This window comes from Streptomyces zaomyceticus (genome assembly GCF_014656215.1).
Lineage (GTDB): Bacteria > Actinomycetota > Actinomycetes > Streptomycetales > Streptomycetaceae > Streptomyces > Streptomyces zaomyceticus.
Map to the genome: position 1 here is coordinate 222,036 of NZ_BNBZ01000004.1, position 17,452 is coordinate 239,487.

The 17,452-nt window shown below is 71.8% G+C and carries 20 protein-coding genes; 15 read left to right on the forward strand and 5 right to left on the reverse strand.

The genetic code is table 11. The features are described from left to right. Positions 1-29 precede the first annotated feature (29 nt). A complete protein-coding gene (locus IE311_RS08105) occupies positions 30-734 on the forward strand; it encodes an HU family DNA-binding protein (protein ID WP_189830891.1) in 705 nt (234 codons plus the stop codon). A gap of 136 nt (positions 735-870) precedes the next feature. Here IE311_RS08105 and IE311_RS08110 read toward each other — a convergent pair whose 3' ends face one another. Together IE311_RS08110 and cofC are read right to left on the reverse strand one after the other, a co-directional pair. Continuing rightward, the gene (locus tag IE311_RS08110) at positions 871-1,080 is read right to left on the reverse strand and encodes a hypothetical protein (protein WP_187623067.1); all 210 of its coding nucleotides are present in this window, start codon (positions 1,078-1,080) and stop codon (positions 871-873) included. Positions 1,081-1,090: 10 nt separating this feature from the next. Beyond that, positions 1,091-1,756: a 2-phospho-L-lactate guanylyltransferase gene (cofC, locus tag IE311_RS08115; RefSeq protein ID WP_189830892.1), complete on the reverse strand. Its 666-nt coding sequence runs from the start codon at positions 1,754-1,756 to the stop codon at positions 1,091-1,093. A 127-nt stretch (positions 1,757-1,883) separates the two neighbouring features. On the opposite strand from cofC, the gene IE311_RS08120 reads away from it, so the two are divergent. The 3 genes from IE311_RS08120 (at position 1,884) to IE311_RS08130 (ending at position 4,874) form a co-directional block, all read left to right on the forward strand. Further along, entirely contained in the window at positions 1,884-2,636 is a 753-nt protein-coding gene (locus IE311_RS08120; protein ID WP_189830893.1) for a lysophospholipid acyltransferase family protein, read from the forward strand. Then, positions 2,633-3,634, forward strand: a complete 1,002-nt coding sequence (locus tag IE311_RS08125) for an NAD(P)H-dependent glycerol-3-phosphate dehydrogenase (protein ID WP_189830894.1) — start codon at positions 2,633-2,635, stop codon at positions 3,632-3,634. The genes IE311_RS08120 and IE311_RS08125 overlap by 4 nt, the downstream gene beginning before the upstream one ends. Positions 3,635-3,734: 100 nt before the next feature. After that, positions 3,735-4,874: a D-alanine--D-alanine ligase family protein gene (locus tag IE311_RS08130; protein WP_189830895.1), complete on the forward strand. Its 1,140-nt coding sequence runs from the start codon at positions 3,735-3,737 to the stop codon at positions 4,872-4,874. A 45-nt stretch (positions 4,875-4,919) separates the two neighbouring features. Here IE311_RS08130 and IE311_RS08135 read toward each other — a convergent pair whose 3' ends face one another. Beyond that, on the reverse strand, positions 4,920-5,402 hold the full coding sequence (locus IE311_RS08135; RefSeq protein WP_189830896.1) for a DUF3515 domain-containing protein: 483 nt from the start codon (positions 5,400-5,402) through the stop codon (positions 4,920-4,922). A gap of 20 nt (positions 5,403-5,422) precedes the next feature. After that, positions 5,423-5,656, reverse strand: a complete 234-nt coding sequence (locus IE311_RS08140) for an Lrp/AsnC family transcriptional regulator (protein ID WP_073819077.1) — start codon at positions 5,654-5,656, stop codon at positions 5,423-5,425. A 233-nt stretch (positions 5,657-5,889) separates the two neighbouring features. Between IE311_RS08140 and IE311_RS08145 the strand changes: the two genes are divergently transcribed. Together IE311_RS08145 and thiD are read left to right on the forward strand one after the other, a co-directional pair. Next, a complete protein-coding gene (locus tag IE311_RS08145; protein ID WP_053644559.1) occupies positions 5,890-6,852 on the forward strand; it encodes a thiamine-phosphate kinase in 963 nt (320 codons plus the stop codon). Next, complete coding sequence (gene thiD / locus IE311_RS08150; protein WP_189830897.1) at positions 6,849-7,649, forward strand: bifunctional hydroxymethylpyrimidine kinase/phosphomethylpyrimidine kinase; 801 nt, start codon at positions 6,849-6,851, stop codon at positions 7,647-7,649. Before IE311_RS08145 ends, thiD begins: the two co-directional genes overlap by 4 nt. A gap of 187 nt (positions 7,650-7,836) precedes the next feature. Here thiD and rpmB read toward each other — a convergent pair whose 3' ends face one another. Beyond that, positions 7,837-8,022 carry a 50S ribosomal protein L28 gene (gene rpmB, locus IE311_RS08155; protein WP_015036441.1) on the reverse strand — a complete coding sequence of 62 codons (186 nt, stop codon included), beginning with the start codon at positions 8,020-8,022 and terminating at the stop codon, positions 7,837-7,839. A gap of 275 nt (positions 8,023-8,297) precedes the next feature. Between rpmB and IE311_RS08160 the strand changes: the two genes are divergently transcribed. The 9 genes from IE311_RS08160 (at position 8,298) to mutM (ending at position 17,323) form a co-directional block, all read left to right on the forward strand. Next, a complete protein-coding gene (locus IE311_RS08160) occupies positions 8,298-9,917 on the forward strand; it encodes a DAK2 domain-containing protein (RefSeq protein ID WP_189830898.1) in 1,620 nt (539 codons plus the stop codon). 60 nt (positions 9,918-9,977) lie between these two features. Continuing rightward, the gene (recG, locus tag IE311_RS08165; protein ID WP_189830899.1) at positions 9,978-12,170 is read left to right on the forward strand and encodes an ATP-dependent DNA helicase RecG; all 2,193 of its coding nucleotides are present in this window, start codon (positions 9,978-9,980) and stop codon (positions 12,168-12,170) included. 67 nt (positions 12,171-12,237) lie between these two features. Then, positions 12,238-12,822, forward strand: a complete 585-nt coding sequence (rsmD, locus tag IE311_RS08170; protein ID WP_189830900.1) for a 16S rRNA (guanine(966)-N(2))-methyltransferase RsmD — start codon at positions 12,238-12,240, stop codon at positions 12,820-12,822. Positions 12,823-12,848: 26 nt separating this feature from the next. Next, complete coding sequence (gene coaD, locus IE311_RS08175) at positions 12,849-13,328, forward strand: pantetheine-phosphate adenylyltransferase (protein ID WP_189831035.1); 480 nt, start codon at positions 12,849-12,851, stop codon at positions 13,326-13,328. A gap of 110 nt (positions 13,329-13,438) precedes the next feature. Beyond that, a complete protein-coding gene (locus IE311_RS08180; protein ID WP_189830901.1) occupies positions 13,439-14,497 on the forward strand; it encodes an ATP synthase F0 subunit B in 1,059 nt (352 codons plus the stop codon). A 151-nt stretch (positions 14,498-14,648) separates the two neighbouring features. Then, the gene (locus tag IE311_RS08185; RefSeq protein WP_189831036.1) at positions 14,649-15,302 is read left to right on the forward strand and encodes a YceD family protein; all 654 of its coding nucleotides are present in this window, start codon (positions 14,649-14,651) and stop codon (positions 15,300-15,302) included. Between the two features lie 2 nt (positions 15,303-15,304). Beyond that, positions 15,305-15,478, forward strand: coding sequence for a 50S ribosomal protein L32 (rpmF, locus tag IE311_RS08190; RefSeq protein ID WP_015036448.1), 174 nt, complete (start codon positions 15,305-15,307; stop codon positions 15,476-15,478). Positions 15,479-15,498: 20 nt separating this feature from the next. Further along, positions 15,499-16,311: a ribonuclease III gene (gene rnc, locus IE311_RS08195; protein WP_189830902.1), complete on the forward strand. Its 813-nt coding sequence runs from the start codon at positions 15,499-15,501 to the stop codon at positions 16,309-16,311. A gap of 127 nt (positions 16,312-16,438) precedes the next feature. Continuing rightward, positions 16,439-17,323 (forward strand): bifunctional DNA-formamidopyrimidine glycosylase/DNA-(apurinic or apyrimidinic site) lyase, encoded by an 885-nt coding sequence (gene mutM, locus IE311_RS08200; RefSeq protein ID WP_189830903.1) that lies wholly within the window; start codon positions 16,439-16,441, stop codon positions 17,321-17,323. Positions 17,324-17,452 lie beyond the last annotated feature (129 nt).

Below are 17,452 nucleotides of genomic sequence, written 5' to 3' on the forward strand. Positions count from 1 at the left end.
GTTCTGGCAATGTCTCCGAAGGGGAAGACGTGAACAAGGCGCAGCTCGTAGAAGCGATTGCCGACAAGATGGGCGGTCGTCAGCAGGCCGCCGAAGCCGTCGACCACGTGCTCGACGCCATCGTGCGTGCCGTGGTCGCCGGCGACCGGGTCTCGGTGACGGGTTTCGGCTCGTTCGAGAAGGTCGACCGTCCGGCCCGCTACGCCCGCAACCCGCAGACGGGTGAGCGGGTGCGGGTCAAGAAGACCTCGGTCCCGCGCTTCCGTGCCGGTCAGGGCTTCAAGGACCTGGTCAGCGGCTCGAAGAAGCTCCCCAAGGGAGGCGAGGTCTCCGTCAAGAAGGCGCCCAAGGGCAGCCTGACCGGCGGCGCCGCCTCGGCGACCGTGAAGAAGGCCGCCGCCAAGAAGGCCAGCACCGCCAAGAAGGCCGCCGCGAAGAAGGCGACCCCGGCGAAGAAGGTCACCACGGCGGCCGCGAAGAAGGCGACCCCCGCCAAGAAGACCACCACGGCGGCCGCGAAGAAGGCGACCCCCGCCAAGAAGACCACCACCGCCGCGGCGAAGAAGACCTCCGCCGCCGCCAAGAAGACCACCACGGCCGCCGCGAAGAAGGCGACCAAGGTCACGGCCAAGAAGACCGCGCCGGCCGCGAAGAAGGCCACGGCGACGAAGGCGCCCGCCAAGAAGACGACGGCGCGCAAGACGACCGCCAAGAAGACCGCCGCCAAGAAGTAGGACGAGCGGTAGACACCCGCCGGGCCGGGCTTCCCCCAGGGAGCCCGGCCCGCGGCGCGTCCGGGACCCCGAGGCGGCGGCGCCGGACCGGACACCGGCCGGGTACGGCCGGAAATCCCGGCCGCGAGCCCGGGGATCAGAAGGTCTGGAGCGTCACCAGGGTGATCCGCAGGCCGGCCCCGGACGTGCCCGGCTCGGCCTCGATCCGTACCCGCTGCCCCGGCCGCAGCAGCCGCAGCCCACCCGCCTCGAAGGCCTCCGCCCCGAACTCCACGGGGGTGCCGTCGTCGAGCAGCACACTGCCGCTGCGGGTCTCGGAGTCGTACGTGAACGCGGTCGCCTGCATGGACCGCAGCCTATCCGGCCGCCGGCAGCCAACGGGCGGCCGTCCGGGGGCCGAGCCCCAGCTCCCGGGCCGCCGCCAGATCCTCACCGGTGTCCACGTCCCGGCGTACGGAATCCACTCCGGCCAGCCGGATTTCCACCGCTCCGGAAGACAAATGCCGGAGGCGCGACGCACCTCCGAATGCCGGTTCCAATTCCACCCCGGGACCCGCCGAGAGGAATGTCGTACCTATTTCGGCGGCATCCGCGAGAAAAGCCCTCGGAAATTTCCCGGCCGTGTCCAGGACCCGGGTCAGCTCCTCCGGACGCAGTGCCGGCAGATCCGCGTTGAGCGCGGCCACCCGCGCCCACGGCCGCAGCGACCGCACGGCACGGACCCCGTGCGCGAGCGCCGCGTTGAGCCCCGCCGCCGGGGTGTCCGGCACGATGCGCGCGCCCAGGGCGGCGAGCGCCTCCGAGGCGGTGGGATCGTCCGTGACGACCGCCACATCCCGTACCCGCGCGCAGTTCAGCACCGCCCCGACGGTGTCCTCGGCGAACGCCAGCGCGAGCCTGGGGCGCAGCCGGGGCCCGGCCGCCGCGGCCAGCCTGCTCTTCGCCAGGGCAAGGGGCTTCAGGGGGACGACCAGGGACCAGCCCTCGTCCGCAGCCGCGCGCATCGGGTGCAGTGTCTTCATCGGGGCCCATTCTGTCCCGCCCACGAGCCCCGCCGAAGGGCCCGGGGCGTACGGTGTCACTCGACAGAGCAGGAGCATGGGGCGACACTTGACCCCCTGCCAGCCAGCCCCGGAGAAAGGTGTCCGAGTGCCCCGCCGCAGAATCGGCTTCTGGTACCGCCTCGCGGCGGTCATCGCCAAACCCCCCCTGGTGGTTCTGTTCAAGCGGGACTGGCGCGGTATGGAGCACATTCCGGCCGACGGCGGATTCATCACCGCGGTCAACCACAACTCCTACCTGGACCCGCTGTCCTACGCGCACTACCAGTACAACACCGGCCGGGTCCCGCGCCTTCTCGCCAAGGCGGGTCTCTTCAAGACCCCCTTCGTCGGCATGATGCTGCGCGGCACCGGACAGATCCCCGTCTACCGGGAGACGACCAACGCGCTCGACGCGTTCCGCGCCGCCGTCGACGCCATCGAGCGCGGCGAGTGCGTCGCCTTCTACCCCGAGGGCACCCTGACCCGGGACCCCGACCAGTGGCCCATGGCGGGCAAGACCGGTGCCGCGCGCGTCGCGCTGCTCACCCGTGCCCCCGTCGTCCCGGTGGCCCAGTGGGGCGCCAACCTGGCGATGCCGCCGTACGCCAAGGAGAACAAGCTCAGCCTGTTCCCCCGCAAGACGCTGACCGTGCAGGCGGGTCCGCCCGTCGACCTCTCCCGCTTCTACGGACTCGAGCCCACGCCCGAGGTGCTCCGCGAGGCCACCGAGGTCATCATGGCCGCCGTCACCGCCCTCCTGGAGCAGATCCGCGGCGAGCAGGCGCCCGCCGAACCGTACGACCACCGCAGGGCGCGCCTGGAGCAGCGGCGCAAGGCCGCAGAAGGGGGCACCAAGTGACCAAGGCAGCCGTCTTCGGCAACGGATCCTGGGGCACCGCGTTCGCGATGGTGCTCGCCGACGCGGGCTGCGAGGTGAGCCTCTGGGGCCGCCGCGCCGAACTCGCCAAGGAGATCAACGCCACCCGGGTCAACCCCGACTATCTGCCCGGCGTCGAACTCCCCGCGGCGATCACGGCCACCGCCGACCCCGCGGAGGCCGCCCACGACGCCGACTTCACCGTCCTCGTCGTGCCCTCCCAGACCCTGCGCGGCAACCTCGCCGCCTGGGCGCCGGTGCTCGCGCCCGACACCGTCCTCGTCTCCCTCATGAAGGGCGTCGAACTCGGCACCGCCAAGCGGATGAGCGAGGTGATCACCGAGGTCGCCGACGTGCCCGCCGAGCGCGTCGCCGTCCTCACCGGCCCCAACCTGGCCAAGGAGATCGCCACCCGGCAGCCCGCCGCCGCCGTCGTCGCCTGCGTCGACGAGACGGTCGCCCAGCGGATCCAGACCGCCTGCATGACCCCGTACTTCCGCCCGTACACCAACACCGACGTGGTGGGCTGCGAGCTCGGCGGCGCGGTCAAGAACGTCATCGGCCTCGCCGTCGGCATCGCCAACGGCATGGGCCTCGGCGACAACTCCAAGGCCACGCTCATCACCCGCGGCCTCGCGGAGACCACCCGCCTCGGCCTCGCCATGGGCGCCGACCCGCTGACCTTCTCCGGTCTCGCGGGCCTCGGCGACCTCGTCGCCACCTGCTCCTCGCCGCTCTCCCGGAACAACACCTTCGGCACCAACCTCGGCCGCGGGATGACCCTCCAGGAGACCATCGCGGCCACCAAGCAGACCGCCGAGGGCGTCAAGTCCTGCGAGTCCGTGCTCGATCTGGGCCGCCGCCACGGCGTCGACATGCCCATCACCGAGACCGTCGTCTCCATCGTCCACGACGGGAAGCCGCCGATCGTCGCCCTGAAGGAACTGATGTCGCGCAGCGCCAAGGCCGAACGCCGCTGAGCGCCGGAGCCGCCCCGCGCCCCCTCGCCCCGCCGACCCGGACGCGCGGGGGAGCGGGGCGCAAGGCCGTTCGGGAGTCGCAAGGTACGCTCATCGCGATATGAGCGAGAACACCCAGAGCCCCCGCAAGCCCCGCGTGGCCGTCGTCTTCGGCGGACGCAGCTCCGAGCACGCCATCTCCGTCGTCACGGCGGGCGCCGTCCTGAGCGCCATCGACCGGGACAAGTACGACGTGCTGCCCATCGGCATCACGACGGACGGGCGCTGGGCGCTCACCGCCGACGCCCCCGAGCGCATGGCCATCGCCGACCGCGCCCTGCCGAACGTCGCCGACCTGGCCGAGTCCGGCGAGGGCGGCGTCGTCCTCTCCGTCGACCCCGCCAACCGCGAGGTCGTGCTCACCGAGCCCGGCGCCGTGCCGAAGGCCCTCGGCGAGGTCGACGTGGTCTTCCCGATGCTCCACGGCCCGTACGGCGAGGACGGCACCCTCCAGGGCCTCCTGGAACTCTCCGGCGTCCCCTACGTCGGCGCGGGCGTCCTCGCCTCCGCCGTCGGCCAGGACAAGGAGTACATGAAGCGGGTCTTCGTCTCCTTCGGCCTGCCCGTCGGACCGTACGAGGTCATCCGCCCCCGCGAGTGGGAGCAGAACCCGGCCGCCGCCCGCAAGAAGATCGTCGAGTTCGCCGCCGACCACGGCTGGCCGCTCTTCGTGAAGCCGGCCCGCGGCGGCTCCTCCATGGGCATCACCAAGGTCGACGACCTCTCCGGCCTCGACGAGGCCATCGAGGAGGCCCGTCGCCACGACCCCAAGATCCTCGTCGAGTCGCTGCTGCGCGGCCGCGAGATCGAGTGCGGCGTCCTGGAGTTCGAGGACGGCCCGCGCGCCAGCGTTCCGGCCGAGATCCCGCCGGTCACCGACCACGACTTCTACGACTTCGAGGCCAAGTACATCGACTCGGCCTCCGGCATCGTGCCCGCCCCGATCGGGGACGAGGCCACCGCCGAGATCCAGCGTCTCGCCGTCGCCGCCTACGAGGCCGTCTCCTGCGAGGGCCTGGTCCGCGCCGACTTCTTCCTGACCGAGGACGGCGAGTTCGTGATCAACGAGATCAACACCATGCCGGGCTTCACCCCGATCTCCATGTACCCGCGCATGTGGCAGGCGAGCGGCGTCGACTACTCCGAGCTCGTCGACCGCCTCATCCAGGCCGCGCTGACCCGCTCCACGGGCCTGCGCTGACCCCTGGGGCCCGTCCCCGCACCCCGGAAGACCGTGCCGCCGCCCTCAGAGGCTGGACGGCACGGTCTTCCGTACGGGATCGGCGAGATCCGCGAGCGGCGTCATGTCGTGCGTGTACTGCTCGCCGAGCGTGACCTCGACGTACGTCTTCCGGTACGTCGTGGTGAAACGGGGCCCGCCGCCCTCGGGGCGCTCCAGCATCCAGTCGACGCCGTTCGCCCCGATGCCCTGCGCTTTGGGATCGCTCATCTTTTCGGGCCGGGGCACCCCGCAGCGCAGTACGATCGCACCGTCACCCCAACCGGCGGTCAGCTCGGAGCCGGGCTCAGGGTCACTCCGCTCCAGCCCCGCCACGGTGTCGGGAAGCTCCTTCGCCAGGGCCTGGCAGAAGGCGGCCTCCGCCGCCGGGGGGCTGGGTACCACGACGGACGCCGCGGCGTCCGGCGAGGAGCAGCCGGCGACGGCCAGCAGCGACACGGCTGCCGTCACGGCGGCGGGCAGGCCGAAGGGCCGGTGGGATGACTTCACCGGCCAAGCGTAGACGGGGGCTACAGATGAACGACCGGGCAGGTGAGGGTGCGCGTGATGCCGTCCACTTGCTGGACCTTGGCGACCACCATGCGGCCGAGCTCGTCGACCGTGTCCGCCTGCGCGCGCACGATGACGTCGTACGGGCCGGTCACGTCTTCCGCCTGGAGCACCCCCGGGATCTTGGAGATGGTGTCGGCGACGATCGACGCCTTGCCCACCTCGGTCTGAATGAGGATGTACGCCTGAACCACGGAACCTCCAGGGCGACCACGAGGATCTTGTGGGAGAAAGGGACGCCACGGTACCGCGTCGCCGCGGGCCGCGGGGAGACCTGCGTGTCCCGAGGCGCTCGCGGGGTGGCGTACGCAGGACAGAAGTTGACGGTCTACTTGACGGTACCCAGCACGGTGACGGCCCGCGACCCGCGGCGCGCACAGACGCGCACCCGCCCGCCGGCCGGCACGAAGACACGAGGTGAGGCGCGGTGAAGGGCACAGTCGGAGAGCTCGGCGAGTTCGGGCTCATCAGGGAGCTCACGTCCCGGCTCACCTCCACCCCGGCGGTACGGATCGGGCCGGGCGACGACGCCGCGGTCGTCTCCGCCCCCGACCGGCGCGTGGTGGCCAGCACGGACATCCTCCTCGAAGGACGTCACTTCCGCCGCGACTGGTCGACGGCGTACGACGTCGGCCGCAAGGCCGCGGCACAGAACCTCGCCGACATCGCCGCCATGGGCGCGGTCCCCACCGCGCTCCTCCTCGGCCTCGTCGTCCCCGCCGAACTCCCCGTCACCTGGCCCACCGAACTCATGGACGGCCTGCGCGACGAATGTCAGGTCGCGGGCGCGGCGGTGGTCGGCGGCGACGTCGTCCGCGGCGACACGATCATGGTCTCCATCACCGCCCTCGGCGACCTCCGCAACCACGACCCGGTCACCCGGGGCGGCGCCCAGCCCGGCGACGTCGTCGCCTACACCGGCTGGCTCGGCTGGTCCGCCGCCGGATACGCGGTCCTCTCCCGGGGCTTCCGCTCCCCCCGGGCCTTCGTCGAGGCCCACCGCAGGCCCGAACCGCCGTACCACGCGGGACCCGCCGCCGCCGGTCTCGGCGCCACCGCCATGTGCGACGTCAGCGACGGCCTCATCGCCGACCTCGGGCACATCGCCGAGGCCAGCAAGGTCCGCATCGACCTGCGCTCCGGGCTCATCGACATCCCGACCCAGATGAACGACATCGGTCAGGCCGTCGGCGTCGACCCCATGCAGTGGGTGCTCACCGGGGGAGAGGACCACGCCATCGTGGCCACCTTCCCGCCGGACGTGAAGCTCCCCGCCCGCTGGAAGGTCATCGGCGAGGTCCTCAACCCCTCCGCGCTGCCGCAGGTCACCGTGGACGGGGCGCCCTGGCACGCCGTGGGCGGCTGGGACCACTTCGGGGAGACCGAGTGACCTCCCGGCCCCCGCTGGTGCTGACCGTCGCCGGATCGGACTCCGGCGGCGGCGCCGGCATCCAGGCCGACCTGAAGGCGATGCTCGCGCTGGGCGTCCACGGCATGAGCGTGGTCACCGCCGTCACCGCCCAGAACTCACGGGGTGTCCAGGGAGTCTGGGAGCTGCCGGAGGAGGCCGTACGCGCCCAGTACCGGGCCGTCGTCGACGACATCGGCGTCCAGGCCGTGAAGACCGGCATGCTCGCCTCTGCGACGCTCGTGGAGACCGTCGCCGAGCTCCTCGCGGACACCGGGGCCCCGGTCGTCGTCGACCCGGTCGGCGTCTCCAAGCACGGGGACCCGCTGCTCGCCGAGAGCGCGCTCGACTCCGTACGCCGGGCCTTGCTGCCCCGGGCTACCGTCGCCACCCCCAACCTGGACGAGGTGACGCAGCTCACGGGCGTGCACGTCGTGTACGAGAGCGACATGCGGGTCGCGGCGGAGGCGATCCTGTCGTACGGACCGCACTGGGTCCTGATCAAGGGCGGGCACCTGCCCACCGGCCGGGAGGCCGTGGACCTGCTCACGGACGGCTCCGAGGAGCACTGGCTGCGCGCCCCGCGTCACGACAACCGGCACACCCACGGGACGGGCTGCACGCTCGCCTCGGCGGTCGCGTCCGGGCTCGCCAAGGGGCTCCCGGTGCCGGAGGCGGTACGGGAGGCCAAGGAGTACGTCACAGGGGCCATCGGCGCCGGATTCGCGCTGGGCGCGGGCATCGGGCCGGTCGACCACGGCTGGCGGTTCAGGGACTGAGGGGGTTGCCGGTGCTCACACCGGCGGCCCGTCCGTCCGCCCCGAGGCAACGGTCTCCGGGCAACAGCCCCCGGCAACCGTGTCCGGGCAACCGTCTCCGGGAAAGGCAAAAGGCCGGTTCACCTAGGTGAACCGGCCTCTCAAGGGCAACCGCAGGGGCTGCGCTACGACAGAACTCGCGCCGCAATTAGCGCGAAACCTTGCCGGCCTTGATGCACGAGGTGCAGACGTTGAGCCGCTTCGGCGTCCGACCGACCACGGCACGCACGCGCTGGATGTTCGGGTTCCAGCGACGGGGCGTACGGCGGTGCGAGTGCGAAATGTTGTTGCCGAAGCCCGGCCCCTTGCCGCAGACGTCGCAGTTGGCAGCCACGGGTCACTCCAAAGACTTCAGAATTACAGTGAAATCCGGCGCACCGGAATCAGGAGTCTGAAGTGGCTTGCCGGGGGATGGCCCGGTGTGGAACCGGGCAACCGAAGCAGCATACAACGCCTGCATCGGTGGAACGAAACTACCACGGCCTGGGCGGACCTCGCCCCGGGCCCCGGTCACCGGGGGTCCCCCCAGCTCGAACGAAGCCGTGAGCTTGGGGGAGGGGCACCCCGGGTCTACCCTGCGGTGAGCTCACCGCCGAAGGAGGACCCCCGTTGTCGCGAGCCCTTCACCCCTTCGAGGAGCTCGTCGAGCTCGACGCCGAAGCGGTCAGGTCCTGGTGCGCGCGGACGCTGGACGCGCTCGGCCGGGAGCGCGAGGAGATCGACGCGATCAACGTCTATCCCGTGGCGGACGGGGACACCGGCACCAACCTGTACCTGACGGCGGAAGCCGCCCACCAGGCCGTCGAGGCCGTCTTCGCGGCCTCCGCGCCCGACACCGCCGAGACCGTACGGGCCATGGCGCACGGCGCCCTGCTCGGCGCCCGCGGCAACTCCGGGACGATCCTCTCCCAGCTGCTCCGCGGCATGGCCGGCGTCCTCGCCGGGGGAGGTGACGGTGATCACCTCGCCCGGGCGCTCGCCGAGGCCGCGAGCGCCGCGCGACGGGCCGTCGCCCACCCCGTGGAAGGCACCATCCTCACCGTGGCCGCCGCCGCGGCCACGGCCTGCGCCGGCGGTGGCGGACTCGTCGAGGTGGCCGGGAACGCCCACGAAGGGGCCAGGAGGGCCCTCGAAGCCACCTCGGGCCAGCTCGACGTCCTCGCCCGCGCCGGAGTCGTCGACGCGGGCGGCCGGGGCCTGGTCACCGTCCTCGGCACGCTCCTCGAAACCGTCACCGGACAGAGCCCTCCCCCCGCCGGAACGGCGCCGGCCGCACCCACCCCCCGCGAGCAGTGCCCCCCCACCGACGACGCCGACGGACCCGCCTACGAGGTGATCTACCTCCTGGAGGCCGACGACGCCGCCGTGGAGCTCCTGCGGGGCCGGCTCGACGCCCTGGGGGAGTCCCTCGTCGTCGTCGGCGGCGACGGACTGTGGAACGTCCACGTCCACGTCGACGACGCGGGTGCCGCCGTCGAGGCCGGCGTCGAGGCCGGCCGGCCGCACCGCATCCGGATCACCCACTTCGCCGCCGAGGCGACCGCGACCGCCGGACGCGGGGAGCGCGCCCAGCGCGCGGTGGTCGCCGTCGTCCCCGGAGAGGGCCTCGCGGGGCTCTGCGCCGAGGCGGGCGCCACGACCGTACGGACCCGGCCCGGCGAACAGCCCGCGGGGGACGAACTCCTCGACGCGATCCGACGGGCCCACGCCCGCGAGGTCGTGCTCCTGCCCAACGACACCGACCTGCGGCAGACCGCGACCGCCGCCGCCGAACGCGCCAGGGCCGAGGGCATCCGCGTCGCCCTCATCCCGACCCGGGCCGCCGTCCAGGGCATCGCCGCCCTCGCCGTCCACGAACCCGACCGGCGCTTCGACGAGGACGTCGTCGCCATGACGGCCGCCGCCGGAGCCACCCGCTACGCCGAACTCGCCGTCGCCGAACGCCAGTCCTTCACCTCCGCCGGCGTCTGCCAGGCCGGAGACGTCCTCGGCCTCATCGAGGGCGACGTCGCCGTCATCGGCGAGGACCTCACCGAGACCGCCCGCACCGTCCTGGACCGGATGCTCTCCGCCGGCGGCGAACTCGTCACCCTCGTCGTCGCCGACGGCACCCCGCCCGCGCTCGCCACCGACCTGGAGGCCCACGTCCGCCGCGGCTACCTGGCCGTCGACACCACCACGTACCACGCCGGCGCGGGGGCCCCGCCGCTGCTCATCGGGGTGGAATAGGCGCCCGTTCCGGGCGCTCGTCCCCGACCCTCCGCACGCGTGTCAGTCCCGTGGTGTGCAATGGAACGCGTGCCCGCGCTCGACGAACCACTCAAGAAGTCCCTCGGCCCCGCCACCGCCAAGGTCATGGCCGAGGCGCTCGACCTGCACACGGTCGGCGACCTGCTCCACCACTACCCCCGCCGGTACGCCGAGCGCGGGGAGCTGACCACCCTCGCCGACCTGCCGCTCGACGAGCACGTCACGGTGGTCGCACAGGTCGCCGACGCCCGTGTGCACACCTTCAACGGCTCCAAGGGGCGCGGCCAGCGCCTCGAAGTGACCATCACCGACGGCAGCGGCCGCCTCCAGCTGGTCTTCTTCGGCAAGGGCGTGCACAAGCCGCACCACGACCTGCTGCCCGGCACCCGGGCGATGTTCGCCGGCAAGGTCTCGCTCTTCAACCGGCGCCTCCAGCTCGCCCACCCCTCGTACGAACTCCTCCGCGGCGACAGCGAGGAGGCCGTGGACGTCTGGGCCGGGGCGCTCATCCCGATCTACCCGGCCACCACCAAACTGGAGTCCTGGAAGATCGCCAAGGCCGTCGACGCCGTCCTGCCGAGCGCCGTCGACGCCGTCGACCCGCTCCCCGACGCCCTGCGCGAGGGCCGCGGCCTCGCCGAACTCCCCGACGCCCTCCGGCTCATCCACCGGCCCCGCACCAAGGCCGACATCGCCACCGCCCGCGAGCGCCTCAAGTGGGACGAGGCCTTCGTCCTCCAGGTCGCCCTCGCCCGCCGCCGGCACGCCGACACCCAGCTCCCCGCCGTCGCCCGGCGCCCCGCCCCCGACGGCATCCTCGACGCCTTCGACGCCAAGCTGCCCTTCACCCTCACCGAGGGCCAGCAGAAGGTCTCCAAGGAGATCTTCGACGACCTCGCCACCGAACACCCCATGCACCGGCTCCTCCAGGGCGAGGTGGGCAGCGGGAAGACGATGGTCGCGCTGCGCGCCATGCTCGCCGTCGTCGACTCCGGGGGACAGGCCGCGATGCTCGCCCCCACCGAGGTCCTCGCCCAGCAGCACCACCGCTCGGTCACCGAGATGATGGGCGAGCTCGCCGAGGGAGGGATGCTCGGCGGCGCCGAGCGGGCCACCAAGGTCGTCCTGCTCACCGGATCCATGGGCACCGCGGCCCGCCGTCAGGCCCTCCTCGACCTGGTCACCGGCGAGGCCGGCCTCGTCATCGGCACCCACGCGCTGATCGAGGACAAGGTCCGGTTCCACGACCTGGGCCTGGTCGTCGTCGACGAGCAGCACCGCTTCGGCGTGGAGCAGCGCGACGCCCTCCGGGGCAAGGGCAAGCAGCCCCCGCACCTGCTGGTGATGACCGCCACACCCATCCCGCGCACCGTCGCCATGACCGTCTTCGGCGACCTGGAGACCTCCGTCCTCGACCAGCTCCCCGCCGGCCGCTCCCCGATCGCCAGCCATGTCGTCCCCGCCGCCGACAAGCCGCACTTCCTCGCGCGCGCCTGGGAGCGGGTCCGCGAGGAGGTCGGCAAGGGGCACCAGGCGTACGTGGTCTGCCCGCGCATCGGCGACGAGGAGGACCAGAAGAAGAAGTCCCGGCCCTCCGCCGCCGACGAGGCCGAGAAGCGCCCTCCGCTCGCCGTCCTCGACGTCGCCGAGAAGCTCGGCGCGGGCCCCCTCGCCGGACTCCGGATCGCCGTCCTGCACGGCCGGATGCACCCCGACGACAAGGACGACGTCATGCGGCGCTTCGCCGCCGGCGAACTCGACGTCCTCGTCGCCACCACCGTCATCGAGGTCGGCGTCAACGTCCCCAACGCCACCGCCATGGTGATCATGGACGCCGACCGCTTCGGCGTCTCGCAGCTCCACCAGCTCCGCGGCCGCGTCGGACGCGGCTCCGCCCCCGGCCTCTGCCTCCTCGTCAGCGAGATGCCCGAGGCCACCCCCGCCCGCCAGCGCCTCGGTGCCGTCGCCGCCACCCTCGACGGCTTCGAGCTCTCCCGGATCGACCTCGAACAGCGCCGCGAGGGCGACGTCCTCGGCCAGGCCCAGTCCGGCGTCCGCTCCTCCCTGCGGGTGCTCACCGTCATCGACGACGAGGAGGTCATCGCCGCCGCCCGCGAGGAGGCCACCGCCCTCGTCCTCTCCGACCCCGACCTCACCGCCCACCCGGGGCTGAGGACCGCCCTGGACGCCCTGCTCGACAAGGACCGGGAGGAGTACCTGGAGAAGGGCTGACCGCGCGGTGCGGACCGCGGTCATATCCTGAGACGGACGCACTGGACGACGCAGGACGAGGACACCGATGACTCGCGTGATCGCCGGCACCGCCGGCGGGCGCCGCCTGGCAGTGCCGCCCGGCACCGGCACCCGACCCACCTCCGACCGGGCGCGTGAGGGCCTCTTCTCCACCTGGGGGGCGTTCCTCGGCACCCTGGACGGGGCAAGGGTCGCCGACCTGTACGCGGGCTCCGGCGCCGTCGGCCTCGAAGCCCTCTCCCGGGGGGCCGCCCACGCCCTGCTCGTCGAGGCCGAGCCGCGCGCCGCGAAGACCATCCGCGAGAACATCGCCTCGCTCCGCCTGCCCGGCGCCGAACTCCGCACCGGCAAAGCGGAGCAGATCGTGACGGGACCGGCGCCCGCCGACCCGTACGACCTGGTCTTCCTCGACCCGCCGTACGCCGTCTCCGACGAGGAGCTCCGCGAGATTCTCCTCACACTGCGCACGGGGGGCTGGCTGAGCGAGGATGCCCTCGTCACCGTGGAGCGCAGCACCAGAGGCGGGGAATTCGGCTGGCCGGCCGGTTTCGAACCGTTGCGGGCCCGTCGTTACGGCGAGGGAACGTTTTGGTACGGTCGCGCCGCCTCAACGTGCGAAGACGCACGATGACCGGACCGGAGAGCGAGGGACCCAAGTTGCGCCGCGCCGTCTGTCCGGGGTCATTCGACCCCATCACCAACGGACACCTCGACATCATCGCCCGAGCCTCCAAGCTGTACGACGTCGTACACGTCGCGGTGATGATCAACCAGTCGAAGAAGGGCCTGTTCACCGTCGACGAGCGGATCGAGCTGATCCGCGAGGTGACCGCCGACTTCGGCAACGTCGAGGTGGAGTCCTTCCACGGGCTGCTCGTCGACTTCTGCAAGCAGCGTGACATCCCCGCCATCGTCAAGGGGCTGCGCGCCGTCAGCGACTTCGACTACGAGCTGCAGATGGCGCAGATGAACAACGGCCTCACGGGCGTGGAGACCCTGTTCGTCCCCACCAACCCGACCTACAGCTTCCTGTCCTCCTCGCTGGTCAAGGAGGTCGCCGCCTGGGGCGGCGACGTCTCCCACCTGGTCCCGCCGACGGTCCTTCCCCGGCTCACCGAGCGACTGGCGCGGAGGTGACGCGCGGCCACCGCCGCTGACGCTCCGTCACCTGGTGTCGGACGGGCACCGACTGCCCTTACAGTCGTCCCGTCCGTCTCCATCCAGCTGTAGAGAGTGGCGAGCACCCGGTGGACGTACAGAAGAAGCTCGACGAGATCGTCGCGACCGTGCAGGGCGCCCGCTCCATGCCCATGTCGGCATCCTGCGTGGTCAACCGGGCCGAGCTGCTCGCCCTGCTCGAAGAGGTACGGGAGGCCCTGCCCGGCTCCCTCGCACAGGCCCAGGAGCTGATCGGCGGCCGCGAGCACATGGTCGAGCAGGCCCGCCAGGAGGCCGACCGGATCATCGAGGCCGCCCACGCCGAGCGCGGCTCGATCGTCTCGGACACCCAGGTCGCCCGGCAGTCGCAGGAGGAGGCCGACCGGATCCTCTCCGAGGCCCGCCGCGAGGCCGAGGAGGTCCGCGCGGAGGCCGACGACTACGTCGACTCCAAGCTCGCCAACTTCGAGGTCGTCCTCAACAAGACCATCGGCTCCGTCGACCGCGGACGCGAGAAGCTCCTCGGCCGCGGTCCCGGCCTCGACCAGAACGGCTACGCCGATGAGGACGCACCGGAGTACAGCTCCGACCCGCAGACCCTGATCCACCGGGCCGACGAGTACGTCGACGCCAAGCTCGGCGCCTTCGAGGCGGTGCTCAGCAAAACCCTGGAGGCCGTCGGCCGGGGCCGGCAGAAGCTGCACGGCCGGATCGCCAGCGACGCCCTGGGCGAGCACATGGCCGCCCAGGACGGTCTCGGCGGCACGGTGCACACCAGCGACTCGGACTATCTGGCCGGACTCGCGGAGCTCTCCGACCCGGAGCCGGTGCAGATCCCGGCCCAGCAGCAGGCCCAGCAGCAGCCCGACCCGTACGCCGCCTACCAGCAGGCGCAGCAGCAGCCCGACCCGTACGCGGCCTACCAGCAGGTCCAGCAGCAGCCCGACCCGTACGCGTACCAGCAGCCGCAGCAGGCCGACCCGTACGGCTACCAGCAGCAGGACCCGTACGCGTACCAGCAGCCCGTCCAGCAGCAGGGCCACCCGCAGGGGCACCCCCAGCAGACCGCCGCGCTCGACGAGACCAGTTTCTTCGACACGGGCATGATCGACCTGGATCAGCTGCGCCGCTACGAGCAGGGGCAGTAGGGCGGGGCCGTATGGTCCTCAAGGCCCGGATTGGGCCCTGAGCGAAGCGTCCAGTATCCTGGCTCTTCGGTCGCGCGTATGTCCGCGATCCTTGCTGCCCACGTCTGGCAGCCTCCCCACGACGCAGAACGATTCGAAAGCAGGAAGAACCCTGAGCACGCGCCTCGACCACCGCAACCCCCTCGTGTTCGACACACACGAGCTGGGGCGGCGTCCTGGTGCCCTCCAGCGGATCTCGCGTTCGATCGAGGCCCCCAGGGATCTGGGCGTCGAAGGGGTGATCGGGGTGCCCGAGGGCGCTCCGGTGGAAATCGATCTCCGTCTTGAGTCGGTCATGGAAGGGGTGCTTGTCACAGGCACCGCCCGTGCATCGGCCGAGGGGGAGTGCGTAAGGTGTCTGGAGCCCGTCGAGCTGTCGCTCGACGTGGATTTCCAGGAGATGTTCTCGTACCCCGACTCCGACGACCGGGGCCGCTCCAAGGCGGCCGCGGACGACGAAGCCGAGGCCGACGAGGACATGATCCCCCTCGAGGACGGCATGTTCGACCTCGAACCCGTGCTGCGTGATGCGGTGGTGCTCGCACTGCCGATGCAGCCGGTGTGCCGGGAGGACTGTGCGGGTCTGTGTTCCGAGTGTGGAACCAACCTGAACGAGAACCCGGACCACCACCACGACGCCGTCGACATTCGTTGGGCGGCACTGCAGGGACTCGCCGGTTCGCTGGGAACCGATGAGAAGGACAACATGAGCGGCAATGCCTCTGACGGGGACGTCCGAAGCGCCGCCGAGAAGCAGGAGAAGTAGCCGTGGCTGTTCCGAAGCGGAAGATGTCGCGCAGCAACACGCGCCACCGCCGGTCGCAGTGGAAGGCTGCGGTCCCCACCCTGGTTTCGTGTGAGCGTTGCCAGGAGCCGAAGCTGCAGCACATCGCGTGCCCGAGCTGCGGCACCTACAACAAGCGCCAGGTCCTCTCGGTCTGATTGGGCTGGTGAGAGGCGCAATGTCTGAGTCCCGCAAGACGGACGACAAGACGGACCATGCCTCGTCCCACACGCTTCTGGAAGGGCGGCTCGGCTATCAGCTCGAGTCCGCCCTTCTGGTGCGTGCGCTGACCCATCGTTCGTACGCGTACGAGAACGGCGGTCTGCCCACCAACGAGCGTCTGGAGTTCCTCGGGGACTCCGTGCTCGGCCTGGTGGTCACGGACACGCTGTACCGGACCCACCCCGACCTGCCGGAAGGCCAGCTGGCCAAACTGCGGGCCGCGGTGGTCAACTCGCGTGCGCTGGCGGACGTGGGGCGCGGACTCGAACTCGGCTCCTTCATCCGGCTCGGCCGGGGCGAAGAGGGCACGGGCGGTCGGGACAAGGCGTCCATCCTCGCCGACACCCTTGAAGCGGTGATCGGCGCGGTCTATCTCGACCAGGGCCTCGATGCGGCGTCCGAGCTGGTGCACCGGCTCTTCGACCCGCTGATCGAGAAGTCCTCGAACCTCGGTGCCGGCCTGGACTGGAAGACCAGTCTCCAGGAACTCACCGCGGCCGAGGGCCTGGGTGTGCCGGAGTACCTCGTCTCCGAAGAGGGCCCGGACCACGAGAAGACGTTCACTGCTGCCGCCCGCGTCGGTGGTGTCTCGTACGGCACCGGCACCGGCCGCAGCAAGAAGGAAGCGGAACAGCAGGCGGCGGAGTCCGCGTGGCGCGAGATTCGCGCGGCGGCGGACGAACGCGTGGCGGCGGCGAAGGCCGCGGCCGAGGCGGGTACGGGAGAGGTCACCGACCCCTCTTCGACCGCCCACCGGGCGTCGGCCTGACGGCCGCATCCCTCGCTTCCCGAGAACCCCGCCCCAGGGCGGGGTTCTCGTCTTTTCCCGTCCTTCTCGCGGGCTCGCCCCCGGTAGGGTTGAACCGCTGTCGAAGACGTTCGTCCGGAGGAGTCCCGTGCCCGAGCTGCCCGAGGTCGAGGTCGTCCGGCGCGGACTGGAACGCTGGGTCGCCGGGCGGACCGTGACCGAGGTCGAGGTGCTGCACCCGAGGGCCGTACGGCGCCATCCGGGGGGCGGCGCGGACTTCGCGGCCCGGCTGGAGGGGCAGCGCTTCGGGGTGGCGCGGCGGCGCGGCAAGTACCTCTGGCTGCCGCTGGCCGACACCGGCACCTCCGTCCTCGGACACCTCGGCATGAGCGGACAGCTGCTCGTCCAGCCGGAGGAGGCCGCCGACGAGAAGCACCTCCGCATCCGCATCCGTTTCGCGGCGTCCGACAGCGACTCCGCCGCGGGCACCACCGGCACGGAGCTCCGCTTCGTCGACCAGCGCACCTTCGGCGGTCTCTCGCTCCACGACCAGACTCCCGACGGACTGCCGGACGTCATCGGGCACATCGCCCGTGACCCGCTGGACCCCGAGTTCGACGACGCCGCGTTCCAGAGCGCGCTGCGGCTGCGCCGTACGACGGTCAAGCGGGCTCTCCTGGACCAGTCGCTGATCAGCGGGGTCGGGAACATCTACGCCGACGAGGCGCTCTGGCGGTCCCGGCTGCACTACGACCGGCCGACCGCCACCCTGACCCGACCGCGCTCGGCGGAACTCCTCGGGCACGTCCGGGACGTGATGAACGCGGCCCTCGAGGTCGGCGGCACCAGCTTCGACAGCCTCTATGTGAACGTCAACGGCGAGTCCGGCTACTTCCACCGCTCGCTCGACGCCTATGGGCGCGAGGACGAGCCGTGCCACCGGTGCGGTACGCCGATGCGGCGCCGGGCGTGGATGAACCGTTCCAGCTACTTCTGCCCGCGCTGCCAGCGCCCGCCGCGCACGAGCGTCTGACGCTCCGACGCCGGCGCGGTCCCGGGTGTCGACCCGGCCCGACGCGCCGATCCGGCCCCGGGCTCAGGCGCTGACCCCGGGCCCTGGGCGCGGGCCCTGGGCTCAAGCGCAGGCGTGGGCTCGGACTCA

Excerpts from the sequence above, each read along its gene's own strand:
- IE311_RS08110 (WP_187623067.1), bottom strand. The coding sequence starts at position 1,080 with ATGCAGGCGACCGCGTTCACGTACGACTCCGAGACCCGCAGCGGCAGT.
- cofC (WP_189830892.1), bottom strand. The coding sequence starts at position 1,756 with ATGAAGACACTGCACCCGATGCGCGCGGCTGCGGACGAGGGCTGGTCC.
- rsmD (WP_189830900.1), top strand. The coding sequence starts at position 12,238 with ATGACTCGCGTGATCGCCGGCACCGCCGGCGGGCGCCGCCTGGCAGTG.
- recG (WP_189830899.1), top strand. The coding sequence starts at position 9,978 with ATGGAACGCGTGCCCGCGCTCGACGAACCACTCAAGAAGTCCCTCGGC.
- rnc (WP_189830902.1), top strand. The coding sequence starts at position 15,499 with ATGTCTGAGTCCCGCAAGACGGACGACAAGACGGACCATGCCTCGTCC.
- IE311_RS08130 (WP_189830895.1), top strand. The coding sequence starts at position 3,735 with ATGAGCGAGAACACCCAGAGCCCCCGCAAGCCCCGCGTGGCCGTCGTC.